Origin of the sequence: Geothermobacter hydrogeniphilus, assembly GCF_002898515.1 — a bacterium.
Classification (GTDB): Bacteria; Desulfobacterota; Desulfuromonadia; order Desulfuromonadales; family Geothermobacteraceae; genus Geothermobacter_A.
In genome coordinates, this window is record NZ_PPFX01000002.1 from 56,296 (window position 1) to 80,873 (window position 24,578).

The 24,578-nt window shown below is 59.2% G+C and carries 24 protein-coding genes and 1 tRNA gene; 8 read left to right on the forward strand and 17 right to left on the reverse strand.

The features are described 5' to 3' along the window. Positions 1–165: 165 nt before the first annotated feature. Positions 166–813 carry a four helix bundle suffix domain-containing protein gene (locus C2E25_RS01295; protein ID WP_233189294.1) on the reverse strand — a complete coding sequence of 216 codons (648 nt, stop codon included), beginning with the start codon at positions 811–813 and terminating at the stop codon, positions 166–168. Between the two features lie 368 nt (positions 814–1,181). On the opposite strand from C2E25_RS01295, the gene C2E25_RS01300 reads away from it, so the two are divergent. Together C2E25_RS01300 and C2E25_RS01305 are read left to right on the forward strand one after the other, a co-directional pair. Continuing rightward, positions 1,182–2,090: a hypothetical protein gene (locus C2E25_RS01300; protein WP_103114013.1), complete on the forward strand. Its 909-nt coding sequence runs from the start codon at positions 1,182–1,184 to the stop codon at positions 2,088–2,090. Between the two features lie 141 nt (positions 2,091–2,231). Next, complete coding sequence (locus tag C2E25_RS01305) at positions 2,232–2,741, forward strand: peptidylprolyl isomerase (protein ID WP_103114014.1); 510 nt, start codon at positions 2,232–2,234, stop codon at positions 2,739–2,741. A 182-nt stretch (positions 2,742–2,923) separates the two neighbouring features. Here C2E25_RS01305 and C2E25_RS01310 read toward each other — a convergent pair whose 3' ends face one another. Further along, positions 2,924–4,132, reverse strand: coding sequence for a class I SAM-dependent rRNA methyltransferase (locus tag C2E25_RS01310; RefSeq protein ID WP_103114015.1), 1,209 nt, complete (start codon positions 4,130–4,132; stop codon positions 2,924–2,926). Between the two features lie 73 nt (positions 4,133–4,205). On the opposite strand from C2E25_RS01310, the gene C2E25_RS01315 reads away from it, so the two are divergent. After that, positions 4,206–4,874, forward strand: coding sequence for a hypothetical protein (locus C2E25_RS01315; RefSeq protein ID WP_103114016.1), 669 nt, complete (start codon positions 4,206–4,208; stop codon positions 4,872–4,874). A gap of 14 nt (positions 4,875–4,888) precedes the next feature. Here the strand turns inward: C2E25_RS01315 and C2E25_RS01320 are convergent, their stop codons facing one another. Beyond that, entirely contained in the window at positions 4,889–5,875 is a 987-nt protein-coding gene (locus C2E25_RS01320) for a permease (protein ID WP_158247083.1), read from the reverse strand. A gap of 350 nt (positions 5,876–6,225) precedes the next feature. Here C2E25_RS01320 and C2E25_RS01325 point away from each other — a divergent pair, with 350 nt between their 5' ends. Further along, on the forward strand, positions 6,226–7,017 hold the full coding sequence (locus C2E25_RS01325; RefSeq protein WP_103114018.1) for a class I SAM-dependent methyltransferase: 792 nt from the start codon (positions 6,226–6,228) through the stop codon (positions 7,015–7,017). A 430-nt stretch (positions 7,018–7,447) separates the two neighbouring features. On the opposite strand, the gene C2E25_RS01330 is transcribed toward C2E25_RS01325, so the two are convergent. Next, entirely contained in the window at positions 7,448–8,761 is a 1,314-nt protein-coding gene (locus C2E25_RS01330) for a citrate (Si)-synthase (RefSeq protein ID WP_085009256.1), read from the reverse strand. A 415-nt stretch (positions 8,762–9,176) separates the two neighbouring features. Between C2E25_RS01330 and dusB the strand changes: the two genes are divergently transcribed. The 3 genes from dusB to ntrC are packed head-to-tail and all read left to right on the forward strand — an operon-like array spanning position 9,177 to position 12,737. Next, on the forward strand, positions 9,177–10,181 hold the full coding sequence (dusB, locus tag C2E25_RS01335) for a tRNA dihydrouridine synthase DusB (RefSeq protein ID WP_233189295.1): 1,005 nt from the start codon (positions 9,177–9,179) through the stop codon (positions 10,179–10,181). Continuing rightward, positions 10,156–11,265 (forward strand): two-component system sensor histidine kinase NtrB, encoded by a 1,110-nt coding sequence (locus C2E25_RS01340; RefSeq protein WP_103114020.1) that lies wholly within the window; start codon positions 10,156–10,158, stop codon positions 11,263–11,265. Before dusB ends, C2E25_RS01340 begins: the two co-directional genes overlap by 26 nt. 38 nt (positions 11,266–11,303) lie before the next feature. After that, complete coding sequence (ntrC, locus tag C2E25_RS01345) at positions 11,304–12,737, forward strand: nitrogen regulation protein NR(I) (protein WP_103114021.1); 1,434 nt, start codon at positions 11,304–11,306, stop codon at positions 12,735–12,737. A 46-nt stretch (positions 12,738–12,783) separates the two neighbouring features. On the opposite strand, the gene C2E25_RS01350 is transcribed toward ntrC, so the two are convergent. Then, on the reverse strand, positions 12,784–12,993 hold the full coding sequence (locus tag C2E25_RS01350; protein ID WP_103114022.1) for a GSU3473 family protein: 210 nt from the start codon (positions 12,991–12,993) through the stop codon (positions 12,784–12,786). Positions 12,994–13,070: 77 nt separating this feature from the next. On the opposite strand from C2E25_RS01350, the gene C2E25_RS01355 reads away from it, so the two are divergent. Further along, positions 13,071–13,598 carry a dihydrofolate reductase gene (locus C2E25_RS01355; RefSeq protein ID WP_158247084.1) on the forward strand — a complete coding sequence of 176 codons (528 nt, stop codon included), beginning with the start codon at positions 13,071–13,073 and terminating at the stop codon, positions 13,596–13,598. Between the two features lie 56 nt (positions 13,599–13,654). On the opposite strand, the gene dnaB is transcribed toward C2E25_RS01355, so the two are convergent. From dnaB to ispE, 12 genes are all read right to left on the reverse strand, one after another. After that, positions 13,655–15,022, reverse strand: a complete 1,368-nt coding sequence (gene dnaB / locus C2E25_RS01360; RefSeq protein WP_103114024.1) for a replicative DNA helicase — start codon at positions 15,020–15,022, stop codon at positions 13,655–13,657. 53 nt (positions 15,023–15,075) lie between these two features. After that, positions 15,076–15,531, reverse strand: coding sequence for a 50S ribosomal protein L9 (rplI, locus tag C2E25_RS01365; RefSeq protein WP_103114025.1), 456 nt, complete (start codon positions 15,529–15,531; stop codon positions 15,076–15,078). Between the two features lie 20 nt (positions 15,532–15,551). Further along, the gene (locus C2E25_RS01370) at positions 15,552–16,487 is read right to left on the reverse strand and encodes a DUF2232 domain-containing protein (protein ID WP_103114026.1); all 936 of its coding nucleotides are present in this window, start codon (positions 16,485–16,487) and stop codon (positions 15,552–15,554) included. A gap of 20 nt (positions 16,488–16,507) precedes the next feature. Continuing rightward, complete coding sequence (gene rpsR, locus C2E25_RS01375; protein WP_085009263.1) at positions 16,508–16,780, reverse strand: 30S ribosomal protein S18; 273 nt, start codon at positions 16,778–16,780, stop codon at positions 16,508–16,510. 29 nt (positions 16,781–16,809) lie between these two features. Then, complete coding sequence (gene rpsF, locus C2E25_RS01380; protein ID WP_103114027.1) at positions 16,810–17,196, reverse strand: 30S ribosomal protein S6; 387 nt, start codon at positions 17,194–17,196, stop codon at positions 16,810–16,812. Positions 17,197–17,311: 115 nt separating this feature from the next. Next, positions 17,312–18,406: a redox-regulated ATPase YchF gene (gene ychF, locus C2E25_RS01385; protein WP_103114028.1), complete on the reverse strand. Its 1,095-nt coding sequence runs from the start codon at positions 18,404–18,406 to the stop codon at positions 17,312–17,314. Between the two features lie 76 nt (positions 18,407–18,482). Further along, complete coding sequence (locus C2E25_RS01390) at positions 18,483–20,519, reverse strand: sodium-translocating pyrophosphatase (protein ID WP_103114029.1); 2,037 nt, start codon at positions 20,517–20,519, stop codon at positions 18,483–18,485. A 65-nt stretch (positions 20,520–20,584) separates the two neighbouring features. Then, positions 20,585–21,163, reverse strand: coding sequence for an aminoacyl-tRNA hydrolase (gene pth, locus C2E25_RS01395; protein ID WP_103114030.1), 579 nt, complete (start codon positions 21,161–21,163; stop codon positions 20,585–20,587). 20 nt (positions 21,164–21,183) lie between these two features. Beyond that, positions 21,184–21,807, reverse strand: coding sequence for a 50S ribosomal protein L25 (locus tag C2E25_RS01400; RefSeq protein WP_103114031.1), 624 nt, complete (start codon positions 21,805–21,807; stop codon positions 21,184–21,186). A 54-nt stretch (positions 21,808–21,861) separates the two neighbouring features. After that, entirely contained in the window at positions 21,862–22,818 is a 957-nt protein-coding gene (locus tag C2E25_RS01405; RefSeq protein WP_103114032.1) for a ribose-phosphate pyrophosphokinase, read from the reverse strand. A 180-nt stretch (positions 22,819–22,998) separates the two neighbouring features. Then, a tRNA-Gln gene (locus C2E25_RS01410) sits at positions 22,999–23,073 on the reverse strand. Between the two features lie 30 nt (positions 23,074–23,103). After that, positions 23,104–23,949 (reverse strand): 4-(cytidine 5'-diphospho)-2-C-methyl-D-erythritol kinase, encoded by an 846-nt coding sequence (gene ispE / locus C2E25_RS01415; protein ID WP_199177349.1) that lies wholly within the window; start codon positions 23,947–23,949, stop codon positions 23,104–23,106. Positions 23,950–24,578 lie beyond the last annotated feature (629 nt).

A 24,578-nucleotide genomic window follows, 5' to 3' on the forward strand; every position in this document is an offset into this window, starting at 1 on the left:
GGCATCGAATCTCACCGGAATTTCGCCGGCATATTGAACAGGGGTACGAAATTATTGTTGCCGGAAGGGGATGACGATTCGACGGTTACAGGCGCTTATGACAGACGTGCCAACTTGCAACCCTGACCCTGTCCTGCTGTCAGCTTCTGTCGGCTTGTATATCGCTCAGTAGCCCCGTCTCCCTTTGCGCACCCGATAAAGGCGTTCGGTAAAGCCGCCTTCTTTTTCAAAATCTTCCGCCAGCCGCACCACCTGTCGGTCGAGCAGGGCACAGGCCACCGCCAACAGCACCAGAGCCGCGTTGGCGGAAAGTTCGGGGTAGATGTGAGCGGACAGCGTGGACCGGGTGGACATGCTGGACTCGGCTGAATTCACCTGTCCACTCTGTCCAGACAGTCCAACAGGTCCACATCTTTTCGTCACCTCGACAACCCAGTGTGCCACTTCATCGGCTGTTGTACAGCGCCGATCTATCAGCTCCTGGCGCAGCGGCTCATCCTTTGACCAATGGCGAAAGCCCCGCTGACGCAGAAAATCTTCGTAATCAAGCTTCAGCTCTTCCAGGCTGGCCCGCGCCACCTGGGTCAGCTTCAGTTCAGTCTTCTTCGAGGTCGCCGAGGCCTGTGACCCCTCTGCGATGTTCTGCACCCCGCTGCGGGCGGCCTGCACCATCTGGTCGCGGGTACGACTGAAGCGGTCGATGTAGCGGTCGCAGAAACGCACCGTCACGTCGTAGACCAGCTGCGCAACCTGAAAGCTCTTGAGCTTTCGGTAACCGCCATGCTTCGGAATCAACCCTTCCAATTCTGCCACCGTGTCCCTCCTGAAGCGGGCCATTAGGGTCAATCAAATATTGCCGGCATTGCCCTGGACAAGAATATCCCGACCCAAAAGCTGCGGACGATCAAAGCAAATCAACTCCAGGAGGCCATTTTGCCCCATAGCCACTGCTATGAGGCTGCAATTGAGCCGAAATCTGTACTCAAACGCTCGAATTTTCGCTTCAGCCTGCATAGTCCGACAACCTCCTAGGGAGGACAATGCAGATCTGCTCAACAGGGACCCCATGACAAGCCACAAAAAACAGCAATCATTGCTGTTTTTGACATCCCGAAACAATATACTATTTTTCAGGACATCCGTCACACCTCAGCCCCGGTTTTTCCCGGAAGGAAGCCCTCATGCGCTTCACCCTGCCGACCCTCACCCTCCTGCTTCTGCTGTCCGCCCTTCCCGCCGCGGCCGTGCCGGTAACCGACTCACTCGGCGGTGGGTTCGAATACCGCCGTCTGGAACTGCGTTTCGGTGATCTGCGCGGCGAAATCTGCAACCTGCGCCGGACGCCGGTGGATGAGGTGGCGGTGCTGTTTACGGCCGAGGATTTCCGCGACCGTCCGCTCTGGCACACGGTTGTCGACCTGGCCGGTATCGGCGCCGGGCGCTGCCGGAGCTTTCTGCGCAGCCCGGACGACTTCAGCCAGCCGTCAAAACTGCGCGGGCAGCTGGTCACATTCCACCATCAGCCGCTGCTGCCGGTCGGCAACCTCAACCTGCCCTACCGCTTCAACGGCCTGACGGTGCGTGGCGGCCGGCTGACCAGCGAGTTCTGCAACCGCTCCGGCCGCGAACTGAGCGAATACGGCCTGAACCTGCTGGCCTTAAGCGGCCACGGCGAGGTGATCTGGCGGGAGAATTTTCCGCTGCGGAGGCTGGCCGACGGCGCCTGCACCAGCTTGCGAACCGATCTCGACTCCCGCCGACTGGCCCGCACGATCCTGTTCAACGTCCTGCCCCAGGCCCCGCCCGCCCCGCTGCGCAGCGGCGACATCGTTCCCGGGCTGAGCTACGATAAGCTGCGCGTCACCGGCCGGCGGCTGCGCGGACGAATCTGCAACAGCGGCGGCACTCGCGGCGCCCGGCTGCTCAAGGTCTACGCCCTGCGGGAGAACGGCAGCGAAGCCTGGGCGCAGAGCCTCTACCTGCCGCCGCTTAAAAACGGCGCCTGCCTCAACATCGGCGAAAAGATCCTCGACCAGGCCATCCGCCCGGCCGCCTGGCGGTTCCGGCTGGCGGACCTCCTGCAGGAATAACCGCGGCCGTTCATCACCGGCGGGCAACCCGGGTCGTTGCCCCGCGGACGTGGACAAGCGGGCCGCCGCTGTGGTAGATTCCGGCTTCATGCGCCAACCATGTCCGGCCTCCCGGCCGGCAATTTCCTCAAGGAGCAGACAATGTCCGAACAGATATCCCAGGTCCGTTTCGAGACCTCCATGGGAGCCTTCACCCTGGAACTGGATGCCGAAAAGGCCCCCAAGACCGTCGCCAACTTTCTCGCCTATGTCGATGACGGCTTCTTCGCCGGCACCGTTTTCCACCGCGTCATCGACGGCTTCATGATCCAGGGCGGCGGCCTGACCCCCGACCTGGATCAGAAACCGGGGCGGGCGCCGATCGAGAATGAGGCCGACAACGGATTGCAGAACAAGCGCGGCACCGTCGCCATGGCCCGGACCAACGATCCGCACAGCGCCACCAGCCAGTTCTTCATCAACGTCGGCGACAACGACTTCCTCGACCACACCGCCAAGAACCCGATGGGCTGGGGATACTGCGTTTTCGGCAGGGTCAGTGACGGGATGGAGACCATCGACGCCATCCGCCAGGTCGCGACCGGCAACAAGGGGATGCACCAGGATGTCCCGAAGGAGACGATCCTGATCGAAAAGGTCGAACGGATCTGAAAACAACGGGCCGCGGAATCACAAGATTCCGCGGCCCGCTTTCTTGAGAGAGGGTCCGAAAAAAACGTCCCAGGCAACTTTCTACAGTGGATTTTGGAGGGGGACAGTCCCCGTTCGGGGACAGTCCCCATACGAAGAAGCCGACAACGCTTCAGTTGGCGGAAAAGAACCGCCCCACCACCTTAATCCGCGACCAGCGTTACAACCTTGAGATACCGCCCCTCCGGGAACCCGACCGGATAGGGAAAATCCCCCCCCTGCCCGCGTTGGTCGATCACCTTCAGGTTCCGCCCGGCGTCCAGTCCGCCCCGCCGCAGTTCCTTGAGATAGTCGGCAATCTCCATTTTCTGATGATTGGAACAGGCCATCACCAGCCCTCCCGGCTTCAGCACCGCGAGCAGGGCGGCGATGATCTCGGCGGTACCACCACGTGAGGAGAACTTTCCCTTCCGGGTGGTGGAAAAACTCGGCGGGTCGACGAAGACCAGGTCAAAAAGACGTTTCTCCCGGGCGAGGCGTTTAAGAACCTTGCGGCAGTCACCGCAGAGCAGCTCATGCTTCTGCTTCGATTGGCCGTTGAGTTCGGCATTGTCGCGAACCCAGTCGAGATAGTGCCGCGAGGCATCGACGCTGGTCACCCCGGCCGCGCCGGCGGCGACGGCGGCCACCGAAAAGGCGCCGGTAAAACAGAACAGGTTGAGGACCTTCCGGTCCCGGCACCAGCGGCCGAAATGACGCCGGTTGTCGCGCTGATCGAGGAACAGCCCGGTGTGCAGCCCGGCGTTGAGCCGCACCAGGTATCGCAGCCCGTGTTCCCGCACCGTCAGCTTCTCGGGAGCCGCCTCTCCGGTGACCAGCTCAACCAGCTGCTCCTCACTGCCGAACTGCTGTTTCAGGTTGCGGGTCTGCTGCGGTCGCTGCTTCAGGTAGATGCCGGCCGGCCGCCAGGTCTCCTCCAGGGCGGCGAGCAGCGGTCTCAGATGCGGCTGCCAGGCGGGGGTGTAGAACTGCACCACCAGCCAGTCGCGGTAACGATCCACGGTCAGACCCGGCAGACCGTCCCCCTCGCCGTTAACCAGCCGGAAGGCGTCGGTGCGGTCGAGATCGAGAAACCTCTCCCGCAGTTGTTCGGCTGCCTGCAGCCGCCGCGAAAACCAGCCCGCTCCGGGCTCGACAAGACCCCGGTCGAGCAGCCGGGCAACCACCCGCGCGCCGGGCTCCAGCAGTGCCGTCCCGAGCAGTCCACCATCCGGGGCCTGCAGCCGGGCGAGCTGTCCAGGGCGCAGGGATGCGGGCCAGGCGGCGGTGTAACGATCGGCGATCACCCAGGGGTGACCGAGCTGCAGCATGCGCGCCGTTTCAGCTCCAACCTTCAATGTCCTGAGGGCCATGCCCCATCCTCCCGAAAGTTTTTCCTTCCCCGCCGCGGCCGCATGATATAAATCTGCTTTCGAGGAGGGAGCCATGTCCAGATCTGCAAAAACCAGCTCCGAACGACAGATCGAAACCCTGATGCAGCAGCTGCCGCCGGACTCGCCCCGCTACCGGGCCCTGGCCTCGGCACGCGATTTCAAATCATCCTGGGTCAGCCTCGGCGAACAGCTGCAGAGCGTCCGCAAACGTCAACTGTACAGCGAATGGGGCTATGACAGCTTCGACGACTACTGCCGGCTGGAAATCCACATCAAGCGCCTGACCGCCCTGAAGCTGACCAACGCCTACCGCTTCCTGGAAAAGAGGGAACCGGAGCTGCTCAAGGAGCCGACCGACAGCGGAACCATCCCCGACTACCGGGCCATTGACCTGTTGCGGCAGGCGGGTGAAGAAGCGGGGTTCGGCGAAGACGATTACCGGCAGCTGCGCGAGGCGGTCATCGAACAGGGCCGCAGTCTACCAACGGTGCAGCGGCAATTCAACCAGGTTGCGCGGGCCGCGGAACCGGCCGCGGCAACCACCCGCCGCAGCCTGCAGTCCGCCCTGGCCGCGATCCGGCGGCTGCAGAACGCCCTGCAGACCCTGCCGCAGCACGCGGAATCCTGCCGGGATCCGTTGAATGAACTGGCACGACAGATAGAACTTGAGCTTGCGTCGGGAGCGGATGAGGAGAAAGAAAAAACGGGGCAGACCGATTAGGCAACCAATCGCGATCAACCGCCGAACAACCGCCAACTCAGGGCCAGGGCCAGGGTGCCGCTGATGCAGATCGCCAGGTAGAGAGCCAGCACCCGTTTCTTGAACATCGAGATGAAGACCCCCATGACCGGCAGAGCGGTCACCGGACCGCCGACCAGCATGGCGATCCCCGGCCCCTTGGCGAGGGGGATGGCCTGGCCCGGATCGGGCAGGAAATAACCGAAGATCATCGAGGCGGCGGTCACCTGCGGCATGTGCAGCGGCAGGGCGGCGAAGGTGATGGTGAAGATCGGCATGATCCCCTGGCCCGAAAGCAGGCCTTCGATCCAGCCGTTGGGGATAAAGAAACCGGCCAGCACCTCGATCAGCATACCCAGCAGGGCGAACTTGCCGATCTTGATGCTCCCCTCCCAGAACTTGGCGAGAAAGACCAGGAACTTGTTGTGGGTGCAGCGATCGACCTTGTGCGAGAGCTGCTTGCCACAATCACAGCGCAACTCCTCCACCGGGTAGTCGGGATCGTGAAAGTTCCCCTCCGGCAACTTCTGCCGGAACAGTTCCTCATCGCTGAAACCGTGATTCCGCAGCAGCAGGGTCACATAACCGGCAAACAGGCCGAGCAGCAGGGCGCAGACCACAACCGTGTTCGCCCAACCGATGCCGAGCATGCCCGACAACATCGCGTAGGAAGCCGGACTCATCAGGGGCGATGTGACCAGCAGCGCCATCGCCGGAGCCAGCGGCAGACCGGCCAGCATCAGGGAAATCACCAGCGGCAGGGTGGCACAGGCACACAACGGACTGATGGTGCCGAGCAGGGTCGCCAGGACAATTGACCAGGCCCCGAAGCGGGTCAACGCGTGGCGGATTTTGACATGCCATTTCATGGTGCGGATCACGGCCTCGAACAGCACCCCGATCGCCAGATAAGGCAGGATATAGAGAAATTCACGGCCCAGGTCACGACCGATCTCATTCAGGGTCTGGAGAAACTGATCCACGTACGCAAACCTCCTGGCTGGTATAGTCCCGGGGCAACCACCACCGCCGCCGAGTGAAAACTTTCTGTCGCCACCGCCATCAGGACGGCAGGATTCCGCCGTCGCCACGCATCCCGTGCGGACAACAGCAACCACTGACAGTCAAGTAGTCGAGACAAAGCAATTCCCGTTCCGAAACCTCACGCCTGCAGCAGGATCCCGGTAAACTGTTTTTTCACCCGGCGAACAACGTTAGGCCGAGCATTTTTACATGTCAGTGCTATAATGTGGAAAATTCAGCCTGAGTGCCGAAGGCTCAGTCGCCGGCGTCTCACCGGACAAGATCCACCGACTCAGGTTCAGGAGCAGTTATGGCAAAGGATTTCAAAACCAGGGTACGGGAACAGTTTTCGCGTACCGCGGATGGTTATATTCACGACAAGGGGTTTGCCGGCGGCGCGGATCTGGAAGAGGCCCTGAACCTGCTGCAGCCGGGCAGCGACGACACCCTGCTCGATGTCGCCTGCGGCGGTGGCCACACGGCGATGTTTTTCGCCCCGCATGTCCGCTCGGTGGTCGCTTCCGACCTGACCATGCAGATGCTGAAAAAAGCCCAGGAATTTCTCAGCGAGGAGGGCCGGGTCGACAATGTCACCTTTCGGGAAGCCGATGCCGAGGACCTGCCCTTCCCGGCCGGGTCCTTCACCGCCCTGACCTGCCGCATCGCCCCCCACCATTTCGCCGACGTTCCCCGCGCTCTCAACGAATTTCACCGGGTGCTGCGGCGTCATGTCGGGCGGATGGTCATCATCGACACGCTGTTGCCGGACGACCCGGAAATCGCCGAATTCTATCAGACCATGGAACAGATGCGCGACCCGACCCATGTCCGCGCCTACACCGAACCGGAATGGGTGCGCATGGTCAGTGGCGCGCTGTTCGACGTCAAACACACCGCCATCTTTCCCAAGACCCACGATTTCCCCGAATGGTCCCGCCGTTCCGGCCTTGATGCCGCCGGCGTCAAGCGCCTCAACCAGTTCTTCATCGACGCCCCGGACAAGATCCACGACTATTTCCAGATCGAAACCTTCGCCGGAGAGGTCGAAGCCTACACCGACCGCAAGCTGCTGATCTACGCGACCCGGATTGATAAGAAGTAGAGGTTCAAGGCGCAAGGCGCAAGGCGCAAGGAGAAGTGTGAGGCTGGGGGCTGGAAAAGCAAACAACATCTGCCATAAAACGGCTACGCAGAGTTGGCGGAAAAGAACCGCCCCGACCTGCGGCGACAGAGACGCTCAGGTCTATACCTGAACGATACGTTGAAGGGCGAGGGATTTTGTTTCAGATCAAGGCGCGCGCCGATGAGCGCGGAGGCGTAGCGGCAGCTACGTCGCACAAGCGAAGAGGGGCGTAACGCAGAGCTGAAGCAAAAGAACCGCCCCGAGCACCAATGAGCGCGGGGTCGTAGTGGCAGCTATAGTCGCACAAGCGAAAAGGGGCGTAACGCAGAACTGGAGCAAAAGAACCGCCCCGCGCACACAAAAAAAGGGATGCCTTGCGGCATCCCTTTTTTTGTGTGCATATCACAGCTTACTTGATGCCGGCAGCGTCTTCCAGCATCGCCGTGGTAACCGACTTCGGACGCTCGATGGCATAACCGAGAGCGCGGTCCCAGGTGATGTTGGCCAGGCAACCGATGGCACGACCGACACCGAACAGGACGGTGTAGAAGTCGTACTCGGTGACGCCGTAGTACCACTGGATGACGCCGGACTGGGCATCGACGTTCGGCCAGGGGTTCTTGGCCTTGCCGTGCTCCTGCAGAACACCCGGAGCCACTTCGTAGATCATGCTGACCAGCTTGAACAGCGGGTAGTCCTTAAGACCTTCGGTCTTGAGGCAGAACTCACGCTGCGAGCTGTAGCGCGGATCGGTCTTGCGCAGCACGGCATGACCGTAGCCGGGGATGACCTGGCCGCTGTTGAGAGTGTCCCAGAGGGCTTTTTCCAGCTGCTCCTTGGTCGGCACTTCGCCGCCGAGCTTGGCCATGAAGTCCTGGGTCCAGCCGAGGACTTCCTGGTTGGCGAGGCCATGCAACGGGCCGGCCAGGCCATTGAGTCCGGCACTGTAGGAATAGTAGGCATCGGAGAGAGCCGAAGCGACCAGATGGGTAGTGTGCGCCGAAACATTGCCCGACTCATGGTCGGAATGGAGGATGAAGTACATCCGCGCAACATCATCATACGGAGCATCAACACCCATCATGCGGGCGAAGTTGCCGCCCATGTCGAGGTTCGGGTCGGCATCGATATGGGTGTCGCCCTTGTACTTCATGCGATAGATGTAAGCCGCGATCGGAGCGAGTTTCGCCATCAGGTTGGTGGCATCCTCGTACATGTCCTCCCAGCAGGTCATCTTGTTGAACTTGCCTTCGCGGTAGTTTTTGGCGAAGATCGAGTCACGCTGCATGGCCAGCACTGCCGTGGAGAACATGGTCATCGGATGGGAGTCACGCGGCATGGCGCGCAGCACGTCGATGACATACTCGGGGACCTGAGAACGCTTCTTCCAGTCCTCAACCACTTCCAGGGTCTGCTCCATGGTCGGCACGTCGCCGGTCATCAGCATGTACCAGAATCCCTCGACATAGGGATAGTCGGAACCCGGAACCTTCGGCAGGGCGGCGAAGGTCTCGGGGATGGTCTTGCCACGGAAACGGATGCCTTCCATCGGGTCAAGATAGGAAATGTCGGTCACCAGGCACTTGACACCGCGGGCGCCGCCAATCGCCTGGGCAATGGTGACCTCACCGAGACTGACATCACCGCATTCCTTGATCAGCTTGACGGTACGCGGACGATGCTCATCGATCTTCTTGCGCAGGACTTCTTTCAACGTGGACATACTCTCTCTCCTTTGCAGATGTGAATGCTGTGGGAAAAACCCACCAAACGAAAACTGCCCCTTTATCCTTGAGTCGCCACCCCTCACTCTACCCTGCGGATCGCCGGGAAAGAGGGGTTCGATAACCATAACAAAAAGAAAAGCCCTGACAAGGGAGCCTGCAGGAGCAGGCAGGTCGGCAAACCTTGTCTGGTGGCAAATTCCAAATATCGTTTTAGCAACCCGATGAGGAGATGTCAAGAAAATTTGTATACAGTATCCGGTCTTCCCCCCCCTGGATTCAACCCCCGACCACGCTCCCGAAAAGACGAATGCGGGCTCCTGCCGGTCCGCACGACGCCGACTGAACGATCTCGGACATGGATCGGTTTAGGCCTTGCTTTCTTCCGGCCTCATGCTAAAATGCGTAAAAATTGTGCAATACAAAAAGCTCAACATAGCATCCCTGAGGCTGGCCAATCCGGTTCTGCTGGCGCCCATGGCCGGCATAAGCAATCTGCCCTATCGCCGCATCATGAAGGAATTCGGTGCGGCCCTGGTTTTCAGCGAGATGGTCAGCGCCAATGGCCTGATCCGCGATGGACGACGGACCCTGGAACTGGTTCGCTCCTGCGCCGCGGAGAAACCCCTGGGCATTCAGCTTTTCGGTTCCGAACCGAGCGTCCTCGCCGCAAGCGTCCGCCACCTGGAAGGCGCCGGAGACCTGATCGACCTCAACCTCGGATGCCCGGTCAACAAGGTCGTGCGCGGCGGAGCGGGAAGTGCCCTGTTGCGCGATCCCAACCTGGTCGCGAAGCTGATAGGTGCCTTGCGCAAGGCCACCGACAAGCCGCTGACGGTTAAAATACGTTCCGGCTGGGACCGCCTGAGTATCAATTACCTGGACATCGGACGGATTGCCGAAGATTGCGGAGCCGACGCGGTGACCCTGCATCCGCGCACCCGGGCCGAAGGCTTTTCCGGCAGCGCCGACTGGGAGCAGATCGGCCGGTTGAAACAGGCGCTCGGCATCCCGGTGATCGGCAGCGGCGACATTTTCAACACCGACGACGCCCTGCGCATGCTGCGAACCACCGGCTGCGACGGCATCATGATCGGCCGTGGCGGGTACGGCAATCCCTGGCTGATCCGCAACATCCTGAACCGCCTTGCCGGACAGCCCGAACGCCCTCCTTCCGCCACCGAAAAACTCCGGGTGGCGGAACGGCATCTCCGCTTTATGGAAGAGGATATCGGTGCCGGAAAAACGTTGTTTGAAATGCGCAAGCATCTCTGCTGGTACTCCAGGGGCATGGTCGATGCCGCCCATTTTCGCCAGGTCGTCAACCATGCCACATCACTGGAGCAGATGCTCAGCCTGATGCGGAACTTTTTCGCCCGGAATGAGAACCAGGATGCAGGAAATCATCCCGCCACGTGAAGCCCAGCTCTATCGCCAGATTCTGGAGAATGTCGACCGGGCGGTCATCGCCGTCGACCGCGGGGGACTGATCACACTCTTCAATCCGACCGCCCAGTCCTATACCGGCCTCTCCGAGAAACAGGCCCGCGGCCGCTCCTTCAGGAAACTGTTCGCCGGTCAGCCGCGGCTGCTGGAACTGGTCGATGAAACCGAGCGGAAAGGACGGGCCATCTCCGACCCGGAGAATGTCCACCTGCTGCGACCGATGGCAGCCCCGCTACCGGTAAGCGTGTCGGCCTGCCCGCTGCTCGACGCCGCCGGTGCCCAGGAAGGAGTGGTGCTGCTGATACGTGACCTGACCCGCATCCGGGAACTCGAGGATGCCGTCCGTCGCGCCGACCGCCTGAGCATGCTCGGCACCCTGGCCGCCGGTCTGGCCCACGAGATCAAGAACCCTCTGGGCGGCATCAAGGGGGCGGCGCAGTTGCTGGCCATGGAGCTTGACGACAACAACCTGGTTGCCGAATACACCCAGGTGATGATTCGCGAAGCCGACCGTGTCAACGGCATCATTGAGGAACTGATGGACCTGGCCAACCCGCGGTCGGCGGAATGGTCCGAGGTCGATCTGACGAGAATTCTGAACGATATCGTCTTGTTTCAGAAGGAGGCCTATCGCGGGCAGGATATCGAGTTCAACCTGGCCCTCGATCCCAGCATCCCCCCACTCAGCGGCGACGAGAATCTGCTGACCAGGCTGTTTCTCAACCTGATCAAGAATGCCGCCGAAGCCGTGACAAGAGAAGGGCGGATCGAAATCCGATCACGCATCAGTGGTGATGTCCATCTGACCCGACCCGGCACCCGACCGGTCCCCTTCGTCGAGGTGGACATTATCGACAATGGCTGCGGCATACAAAGTGAGCATCTGGAACAGGTTTTCACGCCTTTCTTTACCAGTAAAACAACCGGCAGCGGGCTCGGGCTGTCGATCTGTCAAAAAATTGTGACCGAGCATCAGGGATTCATGAAGGTCAGCAGCACTCCCGGTGAGGGGACCCGGATACGAGTGGCCCTGCCCTTTATCCGCAGGCGCAACTGAGTTACAGCAGATGCCTTTTTCAGGAGGGGTTCGTACCCATGTCCATCCGTAGAATTCTGGTCGCCGACGACGAAGACTCTATCCGCTGGGTGCTGTCGAAGGCACTCGGGAAACAAGGGCACAAAGTTGACCTTGCCGTCGACGGAGATGAAGCCCTGCAACTGTTTCGTCGCAACAAATATGACCTGGCAATCCTTGACATCAAAATGCCGAAACCGACCGGCCTGGAACTGCTCGATCTGTTTCAGCAGGAAAGACCGGAGATGCTGGTCATCATCATGACCGCCGAATCCTCGATGAAGAATGCCGTCGAGGCGATGAAGCGCGGAGCCTACGACTACCTGACTAAACCCTTTGATCTCGATGAGCTGGATGCCATCATCCTCAAGGCCGGCAAAGCGACCGCCATCAGTGACCAGGTCACACTGCTCAAGGATGAACTGAAAGAGCATTACCAGTTTGAACGCAATATCATCGGCAACAGCCAGCCGATGCAGGAGGTTTACAAGCAACTGGGTCGCATCGCCCCCTCAGATATCACCGTGCTGATCACCGGCGAATCAGGAACCGGCAAGGAACTCGTCGCCCGCGCCATCCACTTCAACAGTCCTCGACTGGGAAAACCTTTCCTTGCCATCAATTGTGCCGCCATCCCCCGGGACCTGCTTGAAAGCGAACTGTTCGGCCACGAAAAAGGGGCCTTTACCGGGGCCTCCGAGCGCAAGGCCGGCAAGTTTGAACAAGCTGATGGCGGGACCCTGTTTCTCGACGAAATCGGCGACATGTCTCTCGATCTTCAGGCCAAACTGCTCAGGGTCCTGCAGGAAAAGGAGCTCACTCGCACCGGCGGCAGCCAGACCCTCCAGGTCAACGTGCGCATTGTCGCCGCCACCAACCAGAATCTGAAACGCAAGGTTGCCGACAAGGAATTCCGTGAAGACCTCTTTTACCGCCTCAACGTGATGCCGCTTGAACTTCCACCGTTGCGTGAACGCCGCGAGGACATTCCGTTATTGGCCCGGTATTTCCTGCAGAAAGCCCGGGATGACCTGCATGTCTCCACCCGGGGCATCAGTGACGAAGCCCTGAACCTGCTGCAGAAACATGCCTGGCCGGGCAATGTCCGGGAGTTGGAAAACACCATCCAGCGCGCCGCCCTGCTTTCTCCCGACCAGTTCCTCACCCCCGCCGATTTCGGCAGTCTCGGCAACGAAATCAGCAGACAGGAGAATGACAATTCGCTGGAGGCATTGGTTCACAACAAGCTCAGCGCCTCGCTGGCCCAGATGGATGTCAATGAACTGGACAACCTCTACGAAATGGTGCTGCACCAGATGGAACGTCCTCTGATTCAGATTGTGCTTCGGAAAACCCGCGGCAACCAGGTACGCACCGCGGAAATCCTGGGGATCAACCGGAACACTCTGCGCAAAAAGATCAAGACCCTCGGTATCAACATCAGCAGGGATTAAACAATCCCGGTCCCGTCGCAACAGTGAGACGACACCGACCCGGCGCCTACTGCAGACCGGTTGGATTGCGGAGAGCGGCCCGTCTTTCGGGGAAGGAATACACGCGGCGGCGGCCGCGCAGCGGGCCGGTTGCGACATCGACCCAGCCATCGGCACGCCGAAAGCGACTGATGGCGGCATTTTCCAACAGTTGATCGAGAATGACCGGTTTGACAAAATCATGGCGGCCATCGGGATAAACAACAGGGATCATCATTTCCCACCTCCTGCCGGAGTCACCTGAAAACCATCGTGAGCTTTAACTAATTTTTAGCCGACTTCATGGCAAAGTCAATGAGCGCAAACAAAAAGAGCGTTGTCGGTCAGTCCGCGAAACCGGCCGCAAACAACAGGAATCTCACCTTGACCCTGGTGGCGGCCATGACTGACAACGGGGTTATCGGCCGGCGGGGGGAAATGCCCTGGTGGCTACCCGCCGAACTGCAGTTGTTTCGGCAGCTGACCATGGGCGGGATCCTGATCATGGGCCGAAAAACCTTTACATCACTGCCCGCCCCCCTGCCCGGCCGGATCAACCTGGTCGTCAGTCGGCATCTGCAAACGGCCCCGGGGCGCACTGTCTGCAGCTCTCTGCAAACCGCGCTGCAACTGGCCGCAACCCTGCCGAGACCTGTTTTCATCGTCGGTGGAGCGCAACTATACCGGCAGGCACTGCCGCGCTGCGAGAAAATGGTTCTCAGCTGGGTTGAAGGTCAGCCGCAGGGCGATACCTTCTTTCCGGCAATCGAATGGTCAGAATGGGAAATCGAACGGGAAGAGAGATATTCGGGTTTCAGGCGTTGTTTCTACTGCCGGATCTGAAGATGAAAAGACCATCCTCCACCTGAAAACATGTCGACCGATGCCGCCGGCATCGATCAGAATCCGTCGTCACGGCGAGCCTGGTTTTCAAAACGAGTGTACATCCCGCGGAAAGTCAGGTTGACGGTGCCGATCGGACCGTTACGCTGTTTACCGATAATGATTTCGGCGTCCATATCATGCCCTTTGTCGCAGGTCTTGTCCTTGTTGCGACACTCCTCGCAATAGACCGCCTCGCGATAAACGAACATGATCACGTCAGCGTCCTGCTCAATGGCACCCGACTCACGCAAGTCGGCCATAATCGGCCGTTTGTCGGTACGATTTTCCAGTGAACGGTTAAGCTGCGACAAAGCCATCACCGGCACATCGAGTTCCTTGGCCAGAGCCTTGAGGGAACGGGAAATTTCAGAAATTTCCTGTTGACGACTTTCCTGGTTGGACCCCTGCATCAGCTGCAGATAGTCGACCACAATCAACCCGAGTCCGCGTTCAGCCTTCAGACGCCGGGCCTTGGCGCGCAGTTCAAGAACTGAAATCGCCGGGGTATCATCGATATAGACCGGCGCCTCTGCCAACAGACCGGCACCGGTGGTCAACTTGGGCCAGTCCGATTCACCAAGGTTACCGGTTCGCAACCGGCTGGCATCAACACGCGACAAAGAGCAGAGCATACGCTGAACCAGCTGTTCCTTGCCCATTTCGAGGGAAAAGACCACGGTAGGCACCGGTTCCTTATGATGCACGGCGGCGTTCTCGACGATGTTGAGACAGAAGGCGGTCTTACCCATCGACGGCCGCCCGGCAAGAATGATCAGGTCGCCACCCTGAAGGCCGGCGGTCTTTTCATCCAGGTCGGTAAACCCGGTTGGAACCCCGGTAACCATCTCCTTGCGATCATAGAGCTTCTCAATCGCCTTGAAGGTATCCTTGAGGATTTCCTTGGCCGAGAAATAGGATTGCTGGGTCTTCATCCCGGTGATCTCGAAGATTGATTTCTCCGCCCAGTCGAGGGCCTGTTCGACATCCCCGCCCTCATACCCCCGCGTGGCAATCTCGGTGGCGGTACTGATCAAACGGCGGGAAATCGCCTTTTCTTTCACCAGTTTGCAGTAATAGGAAATGTTGGCGGCAGTCGGAACATAATCGACCAGTGTCGCCAGATAGGCATTGCCGCCAACGGCATCGAGTTCACTTCTGCGGTCAAGTTCGGCCGTCAGGGTGACAAGATCGGCGGGTTCACCTTTTTCGGAGAGGTTCACCAGGGCGGTGAAAATCTTGCGATGACTTTCCTTGTAGAAATCATCGGCGGAAAGCAACTCAAGCGCCTTGTTGAGAGCCCTGTTCTCAAGCAGAATTCCGCCGAGAATCGACATTTCCGCTTCCAGGCTCTGGGGCGGCAGGCGATGAATGCTGTCGGTCATCCGACCCCCGGGATTAATACCGGCCGGGGAAGAACCCCCGGCCGGCAGGATGGTTATTCACCTTCAGACTCGGCAACAACGGTCAGCTTGATGGTGGCGGTGACACCGGCATCGAGCTTGGCGGCGATTTCAAAATCGCCCAGCTGCTTGATCGGTTCATCAAGCTGGATTTTCTTCCGATCCAGTTCAATGCCCTTCTCGGCCAGCTTGGCCTCGATCTCCATGCCGGTGACGGCGCCGTAAAGCTTGCCTTCTTCGCCCGCCTTGTGGGCAACCTCGATGCGGTTCGCTTCGATCTTGCCCTTGAGAACCTCGGCAGCCTGGACAACGCGTTGAAATTTACGCTCGGCCTGGCGCTTCTGGTGTTCAAACTCCTTGATGTTACGGCTGTTGGCGATGACGGCCATCCCCTGGGGGACAAGGTAATTACGACCATACCCGGGTTTCACCTTGACCAGATCACCAATATTGCCGAGACCATCAACATTTTCGGTAAGAATGATTTCCATCGGTCTCCTCCAAATTCTTTCTATCTGTCAGATTTCTTTTGCCTTGGTTTACGAAAATCGGCCCACATATCGAAAACCCCGATTCCGGTCACGATAATCGGCAACGGGTTCAGTACCGCAATCAACAGGTAACCGAAGCCACGCATGAAGGAAGGGATTTCCTTCCGGCCGAAAAAGAAGCTGACCACCGCCAGCCCCTGCAGAAAGTAGATTGGCAACAGCAGGACCAGGCCATTCAGGGCCACAAGCCGGACCGCACCATCACCGAGCAGAACCCCGAACCCGGCCAGGATCAAGGGCCAGATCAACATTTCCGGGGCCTTCCAGCCTGAAAGCGGGGCTCCGGGTATCCGGTATCCACCACGCGCCAGCCGCCCGAGAAATACCACCTGCAAACCCAGCATGACGGCGGTCACCAGAGCGACCCAGGCGGGAAAAGTTCCCTTCAAAAAGGTTCCCATCTGCTGTATCGCCGAGCGAAACGACTCGGCCTGTTCGGCATTGAGGTTCCCCTGATCGGCGAGTTTCAGGGCGCTTGTCACCTCGCCCTGAAGGTACTGATCCACCAGCGATGGGAGTGAGACGCCGGATTGTTGACTGTAGATCAGCAACGCCACCGAAGCCAGAGAAACCAATCCGAGAGTACCGTACAACAGAACCCGGTCCCAAGGGACGCCCCGTCGGAGCAGGCCGGCGACGATCATTGCCGGCAAGGCGAACTGGGTGGCAAATGCGAGCATTGCACTAAGGCCGCCGAGCATCTGCATCCCGCCACAGGCCAGCAATGCCGAGCCGCAGCCGATCAGCAGACCACGTCTCATCGCCACATAGGCAAGCGGCACCGGCACCAGAAAACTGAGCAGCATTCCCAGAATCCCGAACTGCCCCGCGAGCAATTGCAGCAACAGGCTGCCGAGAGTACCGATCAGCAGAAACCGCAGGTTGTCCCTCTTCATGCGGTTCGTTACAATCCCCGCTAGTCTTTCAGAGAATGACTGGAGGTGAAGGGCAGCAACGCGATATTACGGGCACGCTTGATGGCAGCGGTCAGTTTACGCTGATGCGTAGCGCAGTTGCCGGAAATCCTCCGGGGGACAATTTTCCCGCGCTCGGAAAGGAAATATTTCAGGGTGTCGATATTTTTATATTCGATGGTCAGGCTCTTGTCAGCACAGAACCGACAGCCCTTACGCCGGGAATAACGCCGCCGCGGGCCACCGCCACCAGTGGATCGTCTTTGAAATGCCATGGTATCTCTCCTTCGTCTCTGTTTTGGTGTCAGGCAGTCGCTTCGCCTTCAGCGGTTTCGGTTTCAGCAACCGGCGCGGCGGTCACTTCTTCGGACTCTTCGGCAACCGGCTCGACAGGAGCCTGGTAGCCCTTTTCAAGCTGAACAGTCTGGAATTTGAGAACCGAATCCTCGATCCGCAAACGCCGCTCAAATTCGGCGATGGCGGCAGCGGGAGCCTGATAAATGTACAGGACGAAGGTCCCACGAGGTTGTTTGTTGACCAGGTAGGCCAGCTTTCGTGAGCCCCAGTTGTCGATGTTGAGGATCTCGGCCTGTTCACCCTCGAGATACCCTTTGAGCTTGTCGATCTGGGCGGTCAGCTCATCCCCGATCAGATCAGGGTGCAGAATGACCACTGTTTCGTAGGTACGCATAACGTTCCTCCTCATGAGTTGTGAGCCCCGGTCAGCCGGAGCAAGGAGCTTTCACGTCGGACCACCCGACGTAAAAGGGAATTTTTAGCACAGGTCGGCGGAAAAAGGCAAGACATCAGACATTGAATCGAAAATGCATGACGTCACCGTCCTGCACCCGGTAGTCCTTGCCTTCCAGACGCATCAGCCCCTGGTCCTTGGCGCCGGCTTCACCACGGGCCTCGATGAAGGCATCATAGGCAATGACTTCCGCACGAATAAACCCCTTTTCAAAATCGGTGTGAATCACGCCGGCCGCCTGCGGGGCCCTGGCCCCGTCGACAACCGTCCAGGCACGAACTTCCTGCACGCCGGCAGTGAAGTAGGTGATCAGCCCGAGCAGCCGGTAACCGGCATGAATCATCCGGTCGAGCCCGGATTCGTCGAGGCCCAGAGCCTGCAGAAACTCGACCTTTTCCCCGCCGTCGAGTTCTGCGATCTCGGCCTCGATCTTGCCGCAGAGAATGACCAGCTCGGAGCCTTCCTGCGCGACATGACGCCGCAATTGTTCGACATACTCGTTGCCCTCGGGGAGATCGTCCTCGGCGACATTGGCGACATAGAGGACCGGCTTGGCGGTAATCAGGAAAAGATCCCGCAACAGGGCCAGTTCCTCGGTTTCAAGCCCGGCCGCACGAACCGGCCTGCCATCGTTGAGGACCTCTTCAACACGCTGCAGAACAGTCAATTCGGCCTGTGCCGACTTATCACCGCTTCTGGCCAGTTTTTCAATCCTCTGGATGCGTTTGCCGAGAGTCGCCAGATCCGCCAGGTTGAGTTCGGTCTGGATCACCTCAACATCCCGCAACGGGTCGACACTGCCGTCGACATGGACCACGTTGTCATCCTCGAAGCAACGGACGACATGAGCGATGGCGTCAACCTGTCGAATATGACCAAGAAACTGGTTTCCCAGACCTTCCCCGGTGCTGGCCCCCCGGACCAGGCCGGCGATATCGACGAACTCGATGGCGGTCGGCAGCACTCTTTTCGGCTGGACGATCTCCGCCAGCGCGTCAAGGCGCTCATCCGGAACGGAAACGACCCCGACATTCGGTTCAATGGTGCAGAAGGGATAGTTGGCAGCCTCGGCTCCGGCCGAGGTGATGGCATTGAAGATAGTCGACTTGCCGACATTCGGCAGACCGACGATACCGCATTTAAAGCCCATAATTTTTTTCGTCCGCAAACAGATAGCCGGGGCGCAGGGCCCCGGCTATGAAGTGATTCAGTTTTTCATCAGCCGCCTAGGCGAGCAGCGGGGCAATAACCAGCGAAACAACACTCATCAGCTTGATAAGGATGTTCATCGCCGGGCCGCTGGTGTCCTTGAAGGGGTCGCCGACGGTGTCACCGATAACGGCAGCGGAGTGGGCCTCGCCGCCCTTTTTCTCCCCTTCAATCTTGCCCTGTTCAATATATTTCTTGGCATTGTCCCAGGCGCCGCCGCCATTGGACATCATCAGTGCCAGCAGCACACCGGTCAGAGTGGCACCGGCGAGCATCCCGCCGAGCGCTTCCTTGCCGAGTACAAGGCCGACCAGCACCGGGGCGACAACCGCGACCACGCCCGGCAGGATCATTTCCTTGAGAGCGGCGCGGGCGGAGATATCGACGCATTTCTCCGGCTCGGGCTTGACCCCTTCCTTGCCTTCGAGCAGACCGGGAATTTCACGGAACTGCCGGCGGATCTCCTCGACCATCTTGCCGGCGGCGCGGCCGACACTGGTCATGGTCATCGCACCCATGAAAAACGGCAGAGCGCCACCGATCAGCAGGCCGACAACGACCAGCGGGTTGATCAGGTTGATGCTCTGCAGCCCGACAGTGGTGGCATAGGCGGAGAACAGCGCCAGGGCGGTCAACGCCGCCGAGCCGATGGCAAACCCCTTGCCGATGGCGGCGGTGGTGTTACCGATGGCGTCGAGGCCGTCAGTGATTTTCCGCACATCTTCGCCGAGACCGGCCATTTCCGAAATGCCGCCGGCATTGTCGGCGATCGGCCCATAGGCATCAACCGTCATGGTGACACCAACCGTGGCCAGCATGCCGACGGCGGCGATGCCGATACCGTAGAGCCCGGCCGTGGCGTTGGCGACCAGGATGCCGGCACAGATGATCAGGATCGGCAGGCCGCAGGATTCAAGACCGACCGCCAAACCATGGATGATGTTGGTCGCAGGGCCGGTCTTGCTCGCCTCGGCGATGCGCATCACCGGCGCATGGGCGGTGTAGTACTCGGTGACCTGGCCGATGGCGATCCCGGCCAGGGTCCCGGCGAGAATCGCCCAGAAGACCCCGGTGGCGATGCCCAGTGCATGGATCATGATGAAGGCGGCAACCAGGAATCCGGCGGCAGCAACAAAGGTGGTGGCATGCAGCGCCTTGGCCGGGTTCATGCCCTTGAGAACCTTCATCGAACCGATACCGATAAGCGAAAAAACCAAGCCGACGATGGCCAGACCGAGCGGCAGCAGCATGGCGGCCGCCTTGACCTCGGCCAGGCGGGTCAGGGCTTCCGGACCGCCGCCGAGTTTGACCAGCAACGCCGGACCGGCAGCCGCAGCGATGGCGATGGTGGCGATGATCGAACCGACATAGGATTCAAAGATGTCGGCCCCCATGCCGGCGGTGTCACCGACGCAGTCGCCGACGTTGTCGGCGATGACGCCGGGATTGCGGGGATCATCCTCGGGGATGCCGGCCTCGACCTTGCCGACCAGGTCGGCACCGACGTCGGCGGCCTTGGTATAGATGCCGCCGCCGACCCGGGCAAAGAGCGCGATGGAGGAAGCTCCCATGGCGAAGCCGTTGATGTACTTGGCCGTTTCCGGGTCGCCGCCGAACATGATGTAGGCAATACCGACCCCGACCAGGCCGAGAGAGGCAACCGCCAGTCCCATGACAGCGCCACCGTTAAAGGAAACCTCAAGAGCCTTGGCCTGGCCGTGAGCCCTGGCCGCCTCGGTGGTACGGACATTGGCGCGGGTCGCCGCCTTCATGCCGATAAAACCGCAGGTCATGGAGCAGAGGGCACCGCCGACGAAGGCGAGAGCTGTCTGATAGTTGATGCCGATGACGATCAGCACGAAGACCACGACGATAAAGATGGCCAGCACCCGGTACTCGCGACCGAGAAAGGCCATGGCCCCGGCGTGGATATCGTCGGAGATCTCCCGCATTTTCTCATTGCCGACCGGCTGAGCCTTGACCATGGCGTACATCACGATGGCGATCACGAATCCGATCACCCCCAGGATGGGAGCAAACATCTGCAGTTCCATTGGACTCTTTCCCTCTCTTCTTCTCTACACTCGGTTAATGGTTCCCTGCCACCGCGGACAGGTATTTATGAAATGAACAAATCCCGATTATTGTAAGCGTTCATTCCGGCCTCGACACCTTCGCAAAGAACGATTCGCAAGGCATCGACGGCACCGTCTAGAACCTGGTCAAGAACCTTCCGTTCGGCGTTGCTGAACGGTTTAAGAACATGGGCTACGACATCACCTTCACCGACCTGACGCCCGACACCGATTTTACAGCGGACAAAGTCGCCGTGACCAAGGACCTGACGGATATGACGGATACCGTTATGGCCGCCATGACCACCGCCGAATTTGAACTTGATCCTCCCGAACGGAAGGTCAATATCATCGTGAACCACAATCAAATCCCCCGGAGCGATGCCGAGGGACTTGAGGGCAGAGCCGATGCTGGCGCCGCTGAGGTTCATGTAGGTCTGGGGCAGCAGCACCGTTGTTTCAACCGCGGCCACCCTCCCGGCGCCATACAGGGCCTGATGCCCCTTGCGCTTGAGAGCTATACCGGCAACGGCGGCCAACCGCTCGGCCACCATAAAACCGACATTATGCCGGGTCAACCGGTACTTTTCTCCGGGATTACCAAGCCCGGCCAGCAGTTTCACAAAACCCCCGCTTCGCGGCCTTATTCGGCTTCAGGCTCTTCGACCGCCGTCACCTCTTCGCCTTCTTCATCGGCAACAACCTCATCCTTGTGGCCGGTGCAGGTGATGACGGTGAAGTTGACATCGTGAGGGATCTCGACACCCGCAGGGGTTACGATATCAGCGACATGCAGCACGTCGCCGATATTCAACCCGGTCACGTCAACCTCAATGGTGGACGGGATCGCGGTCGGCAGACAGACAACTTCCAGTTCATGGCGCACCACTTCGAGGTTGCCGCCGGCAATCTCGCCGGCCGACTTGCCCACCGGCACCAGGGGAACCATGACGCTGACCGTGGACGTCAGATCAACAGCGTGAAAATCAACGTGCAGGGTCTGTCCCCGCAGGGGATCAACCTGCATATCCTTGACGATCACCTGCCGGCCGTCGAAAGCTCCATCCCCCTTGAGAGTGATCAGCGTGTTCCAACCGGCTTCCGGATCCAGACACTTGACCAGCACTTTCGGATCAACACTGATCGGGCTGGGCTCCATACCGGGGCCATACACCACAGCGGGGACCAGCGCTTCACGTCGCAGAGAGCGGGAGATACCCTTGCCGACCTTGTTGCGGGCGGAAACATTAAGTTCAACTTGTGCCATATCTATGATCCTCCAGTAAATTCTCGTAAATTATGTTCTGTTCTCCGACCTTCGTCAGACAAACAGGGAACTGACCGATTCGGCCCCATGAATACGCCGGATCGCCTCGGCGAGCAGGCCTGCCACCGAAAGCACTCGCAACTTGGAACATTTTTCAAGTTTATCTTCAATACCGATGGTATTGGTGACAACGACTTCCTCAAGCGCACTGTCATTGATCCGCTCCAGAGCCGGGCCGGAAAGAACCGGATGCGTGGCGCTGGCGTAAACCTTGCCGGCCCCCTGCTTGATCAGCGCCTGGGCAGCCTGACAGAGAGTTCCGGCAGTATCGATCATATCATCGACGATCAGGCAGGTCTGCCCTTCCACGTCCCCGATGATATGCATGACCTCGGAAACATTCGGACCGCTACGCCGCTTGTCGATGATCGCCAGCCCCGCGTCAAGGCGCTTGGCGAAAGCACGGGCCCGTTCGGTACCGCCGGCATCGGGTGACACGACCACCAGATACTGGTCCCGGAAGCGCTCCATGACGTCAGCCAGAATAACCGGAGCAGCATAGAGATGATCGACCGGAACATTGAAAAAACCCTGAATCTGCCCGGCATGCAGATCCATGGTGACCACCCGGTCAATACCGGCGACAGCAATCAGATCGGCGACCAGTTTGCTGGTGATCGGCGTGCGCGGTGCCACCTTGCGATCCTGACGGGCATAACCGAAATAGGGAATGACCGCCGTAATACTGGCCGCCGAAGCCCTTTTCAGGGCATCAGTCATGACCAGCAGCTCCATCAGGGTATTGTTCGACGGTTTGCAGGTGGATTGAATCAGGTAGACATCACAGCCACGGACATTTTCACCGATTTCGACCATGATCTCGCCATCGGAAAAGGTCTTGACATTGGCCTTGCCGAGGGGAACGGACAGGTTGTGGCAGATCTCCCTGGCCAACTCGGGATTGGAATTCCCGGCAAAAATCTTCAACTTGTCGATGACCTTACTGCTCATATCCGCTACCCGTAAAAAAACGATGAGGCCATGGAAGCGCCATGACCTGCCCGGTTGCCGAGGAAGAAAGACGGGACCCGCTCCAACGCCTTCCGCTATTCATTAAATGTGAACCCGAACATACATCCCGACGTTGCCTTCAAACCACGCGAAATCAACGAGAGGACCACAACTGCGGAGTGGCTGGGGCGCCAGGAATCGAACCTGGGAATGCCGGAATCAAAATCCGGTGCCTTACCGCTTGGCGACGCCCCAACAATGCCTTCGCGCCCGCAGTCTGCCGGTTCAGGGCAACGATCGAACCACAAAAGTACTCCATCCAGTAGCGGAGGAGATGAACCGCTCCGCTTCGCGGGCGGCCGATTCGGAATCAAACAGACCGAAAACCGTTGCCCCGCTGCCCGACATCAGAGCCCCCAAGGCTCCAGCGGACAGCAACTTTTGCTTCATTTCCGCAACCACCGGAAAACGGCGACAGGTCACCGCCTCAAGATCATTGTGAAACAGACGCACCAAGTCACCTGAATCCCGGGGAAACTCGCGCAGTTTAGCCGTCTGCCCGGGGGATGTCAACCCCAAATTTCGGAACACCCAGGCGGTCGAAACCGGGATATTCGGATTGACCAGCAGGTACCATACCCGCGGCAGATCGGCCACCGGCCGGAGGCATTCACCGATCCCCGTTGCCCAGGCTGCCGAATCGAGCAGAAAAAAGGGCACATCAGCACCGAGGCGAATCCCCATGGACATCATTTCCTGAACAGAAAGGCCCGCCTTCAACATCTGGTTGAGCCCCCGCAGGACCGTGGCCGCATCCGAAGAACCTCCTCCCAGACCGGCGGCAACCGGGATCTGTTTTTCAATGGCAATCACCGCACCGCAACGGGCACCCGCTTTCTCCAGCACCATACGTGCGGCGCGCGCGGCAATATTCTCCTCACCCGCAGCAAGCTGCAGACCGGGACAGACAATCTCGATCCCCGGACGGTCCCGCAAGGTGATCGTCACCCGATCATAGAGCCCGACCTGCTGCATCAGCATGGCCAGTTCATGATAACCGTCGCTCCGCCGACCGAGCACATGAAGACAGAGGTTTATTTTGGCGGCAGCCCTGAAAGTAGTCTGCTCAATCATCTGAACAATCCTTTTCATTGATCAATACCTGAACCTACTCCATGTCACGCCCGCATTCAACCGGGAATCTTCCTCAGAGAAAATGGGCAATTTTGGCCACCATCAACTTCCAATCGGCTGAAATTGGCCACCCCTTCAGAAAACCGTTCGCGTTGCAGGACAGGCCATCTATGGGCGCAACAGTTAAATAGAAAAGGATTCTATTTTCTTTCATGTCCGGTGGAAAAATCGTCCCCGGAGCCTCTCAACACCCCTGTCGTATACCCTGTATTTCAACAACTTGGGCGTCCTTCCCGCCAGTTTCGACCCTCCTGCAGGAACCTTGTCAGAAGAGATGATTTTGCCGCCGGACAGCGCGAGGGCAGCTTTTGCTCCTGTTAAACATGAGTTTTGCAGCATAACTGAAAATGCTTCCAACATGCTGAATTTCGAGAACTAATCGCCTTCGAAAAATTCAAACGGGAAATTTCGTTCTATTTACTGGCATTCTATTTGCTCAAAAACTGAAGTTGCGAATTCGGTCGAGCCGGACAGCTCCGTATGCGAATCGGCGTTCCAATAGGCATCACTGCCTTTAAAGTGTTGCTATGGTAGCAACATTATTTATCACCCATCACGCAAAGAGG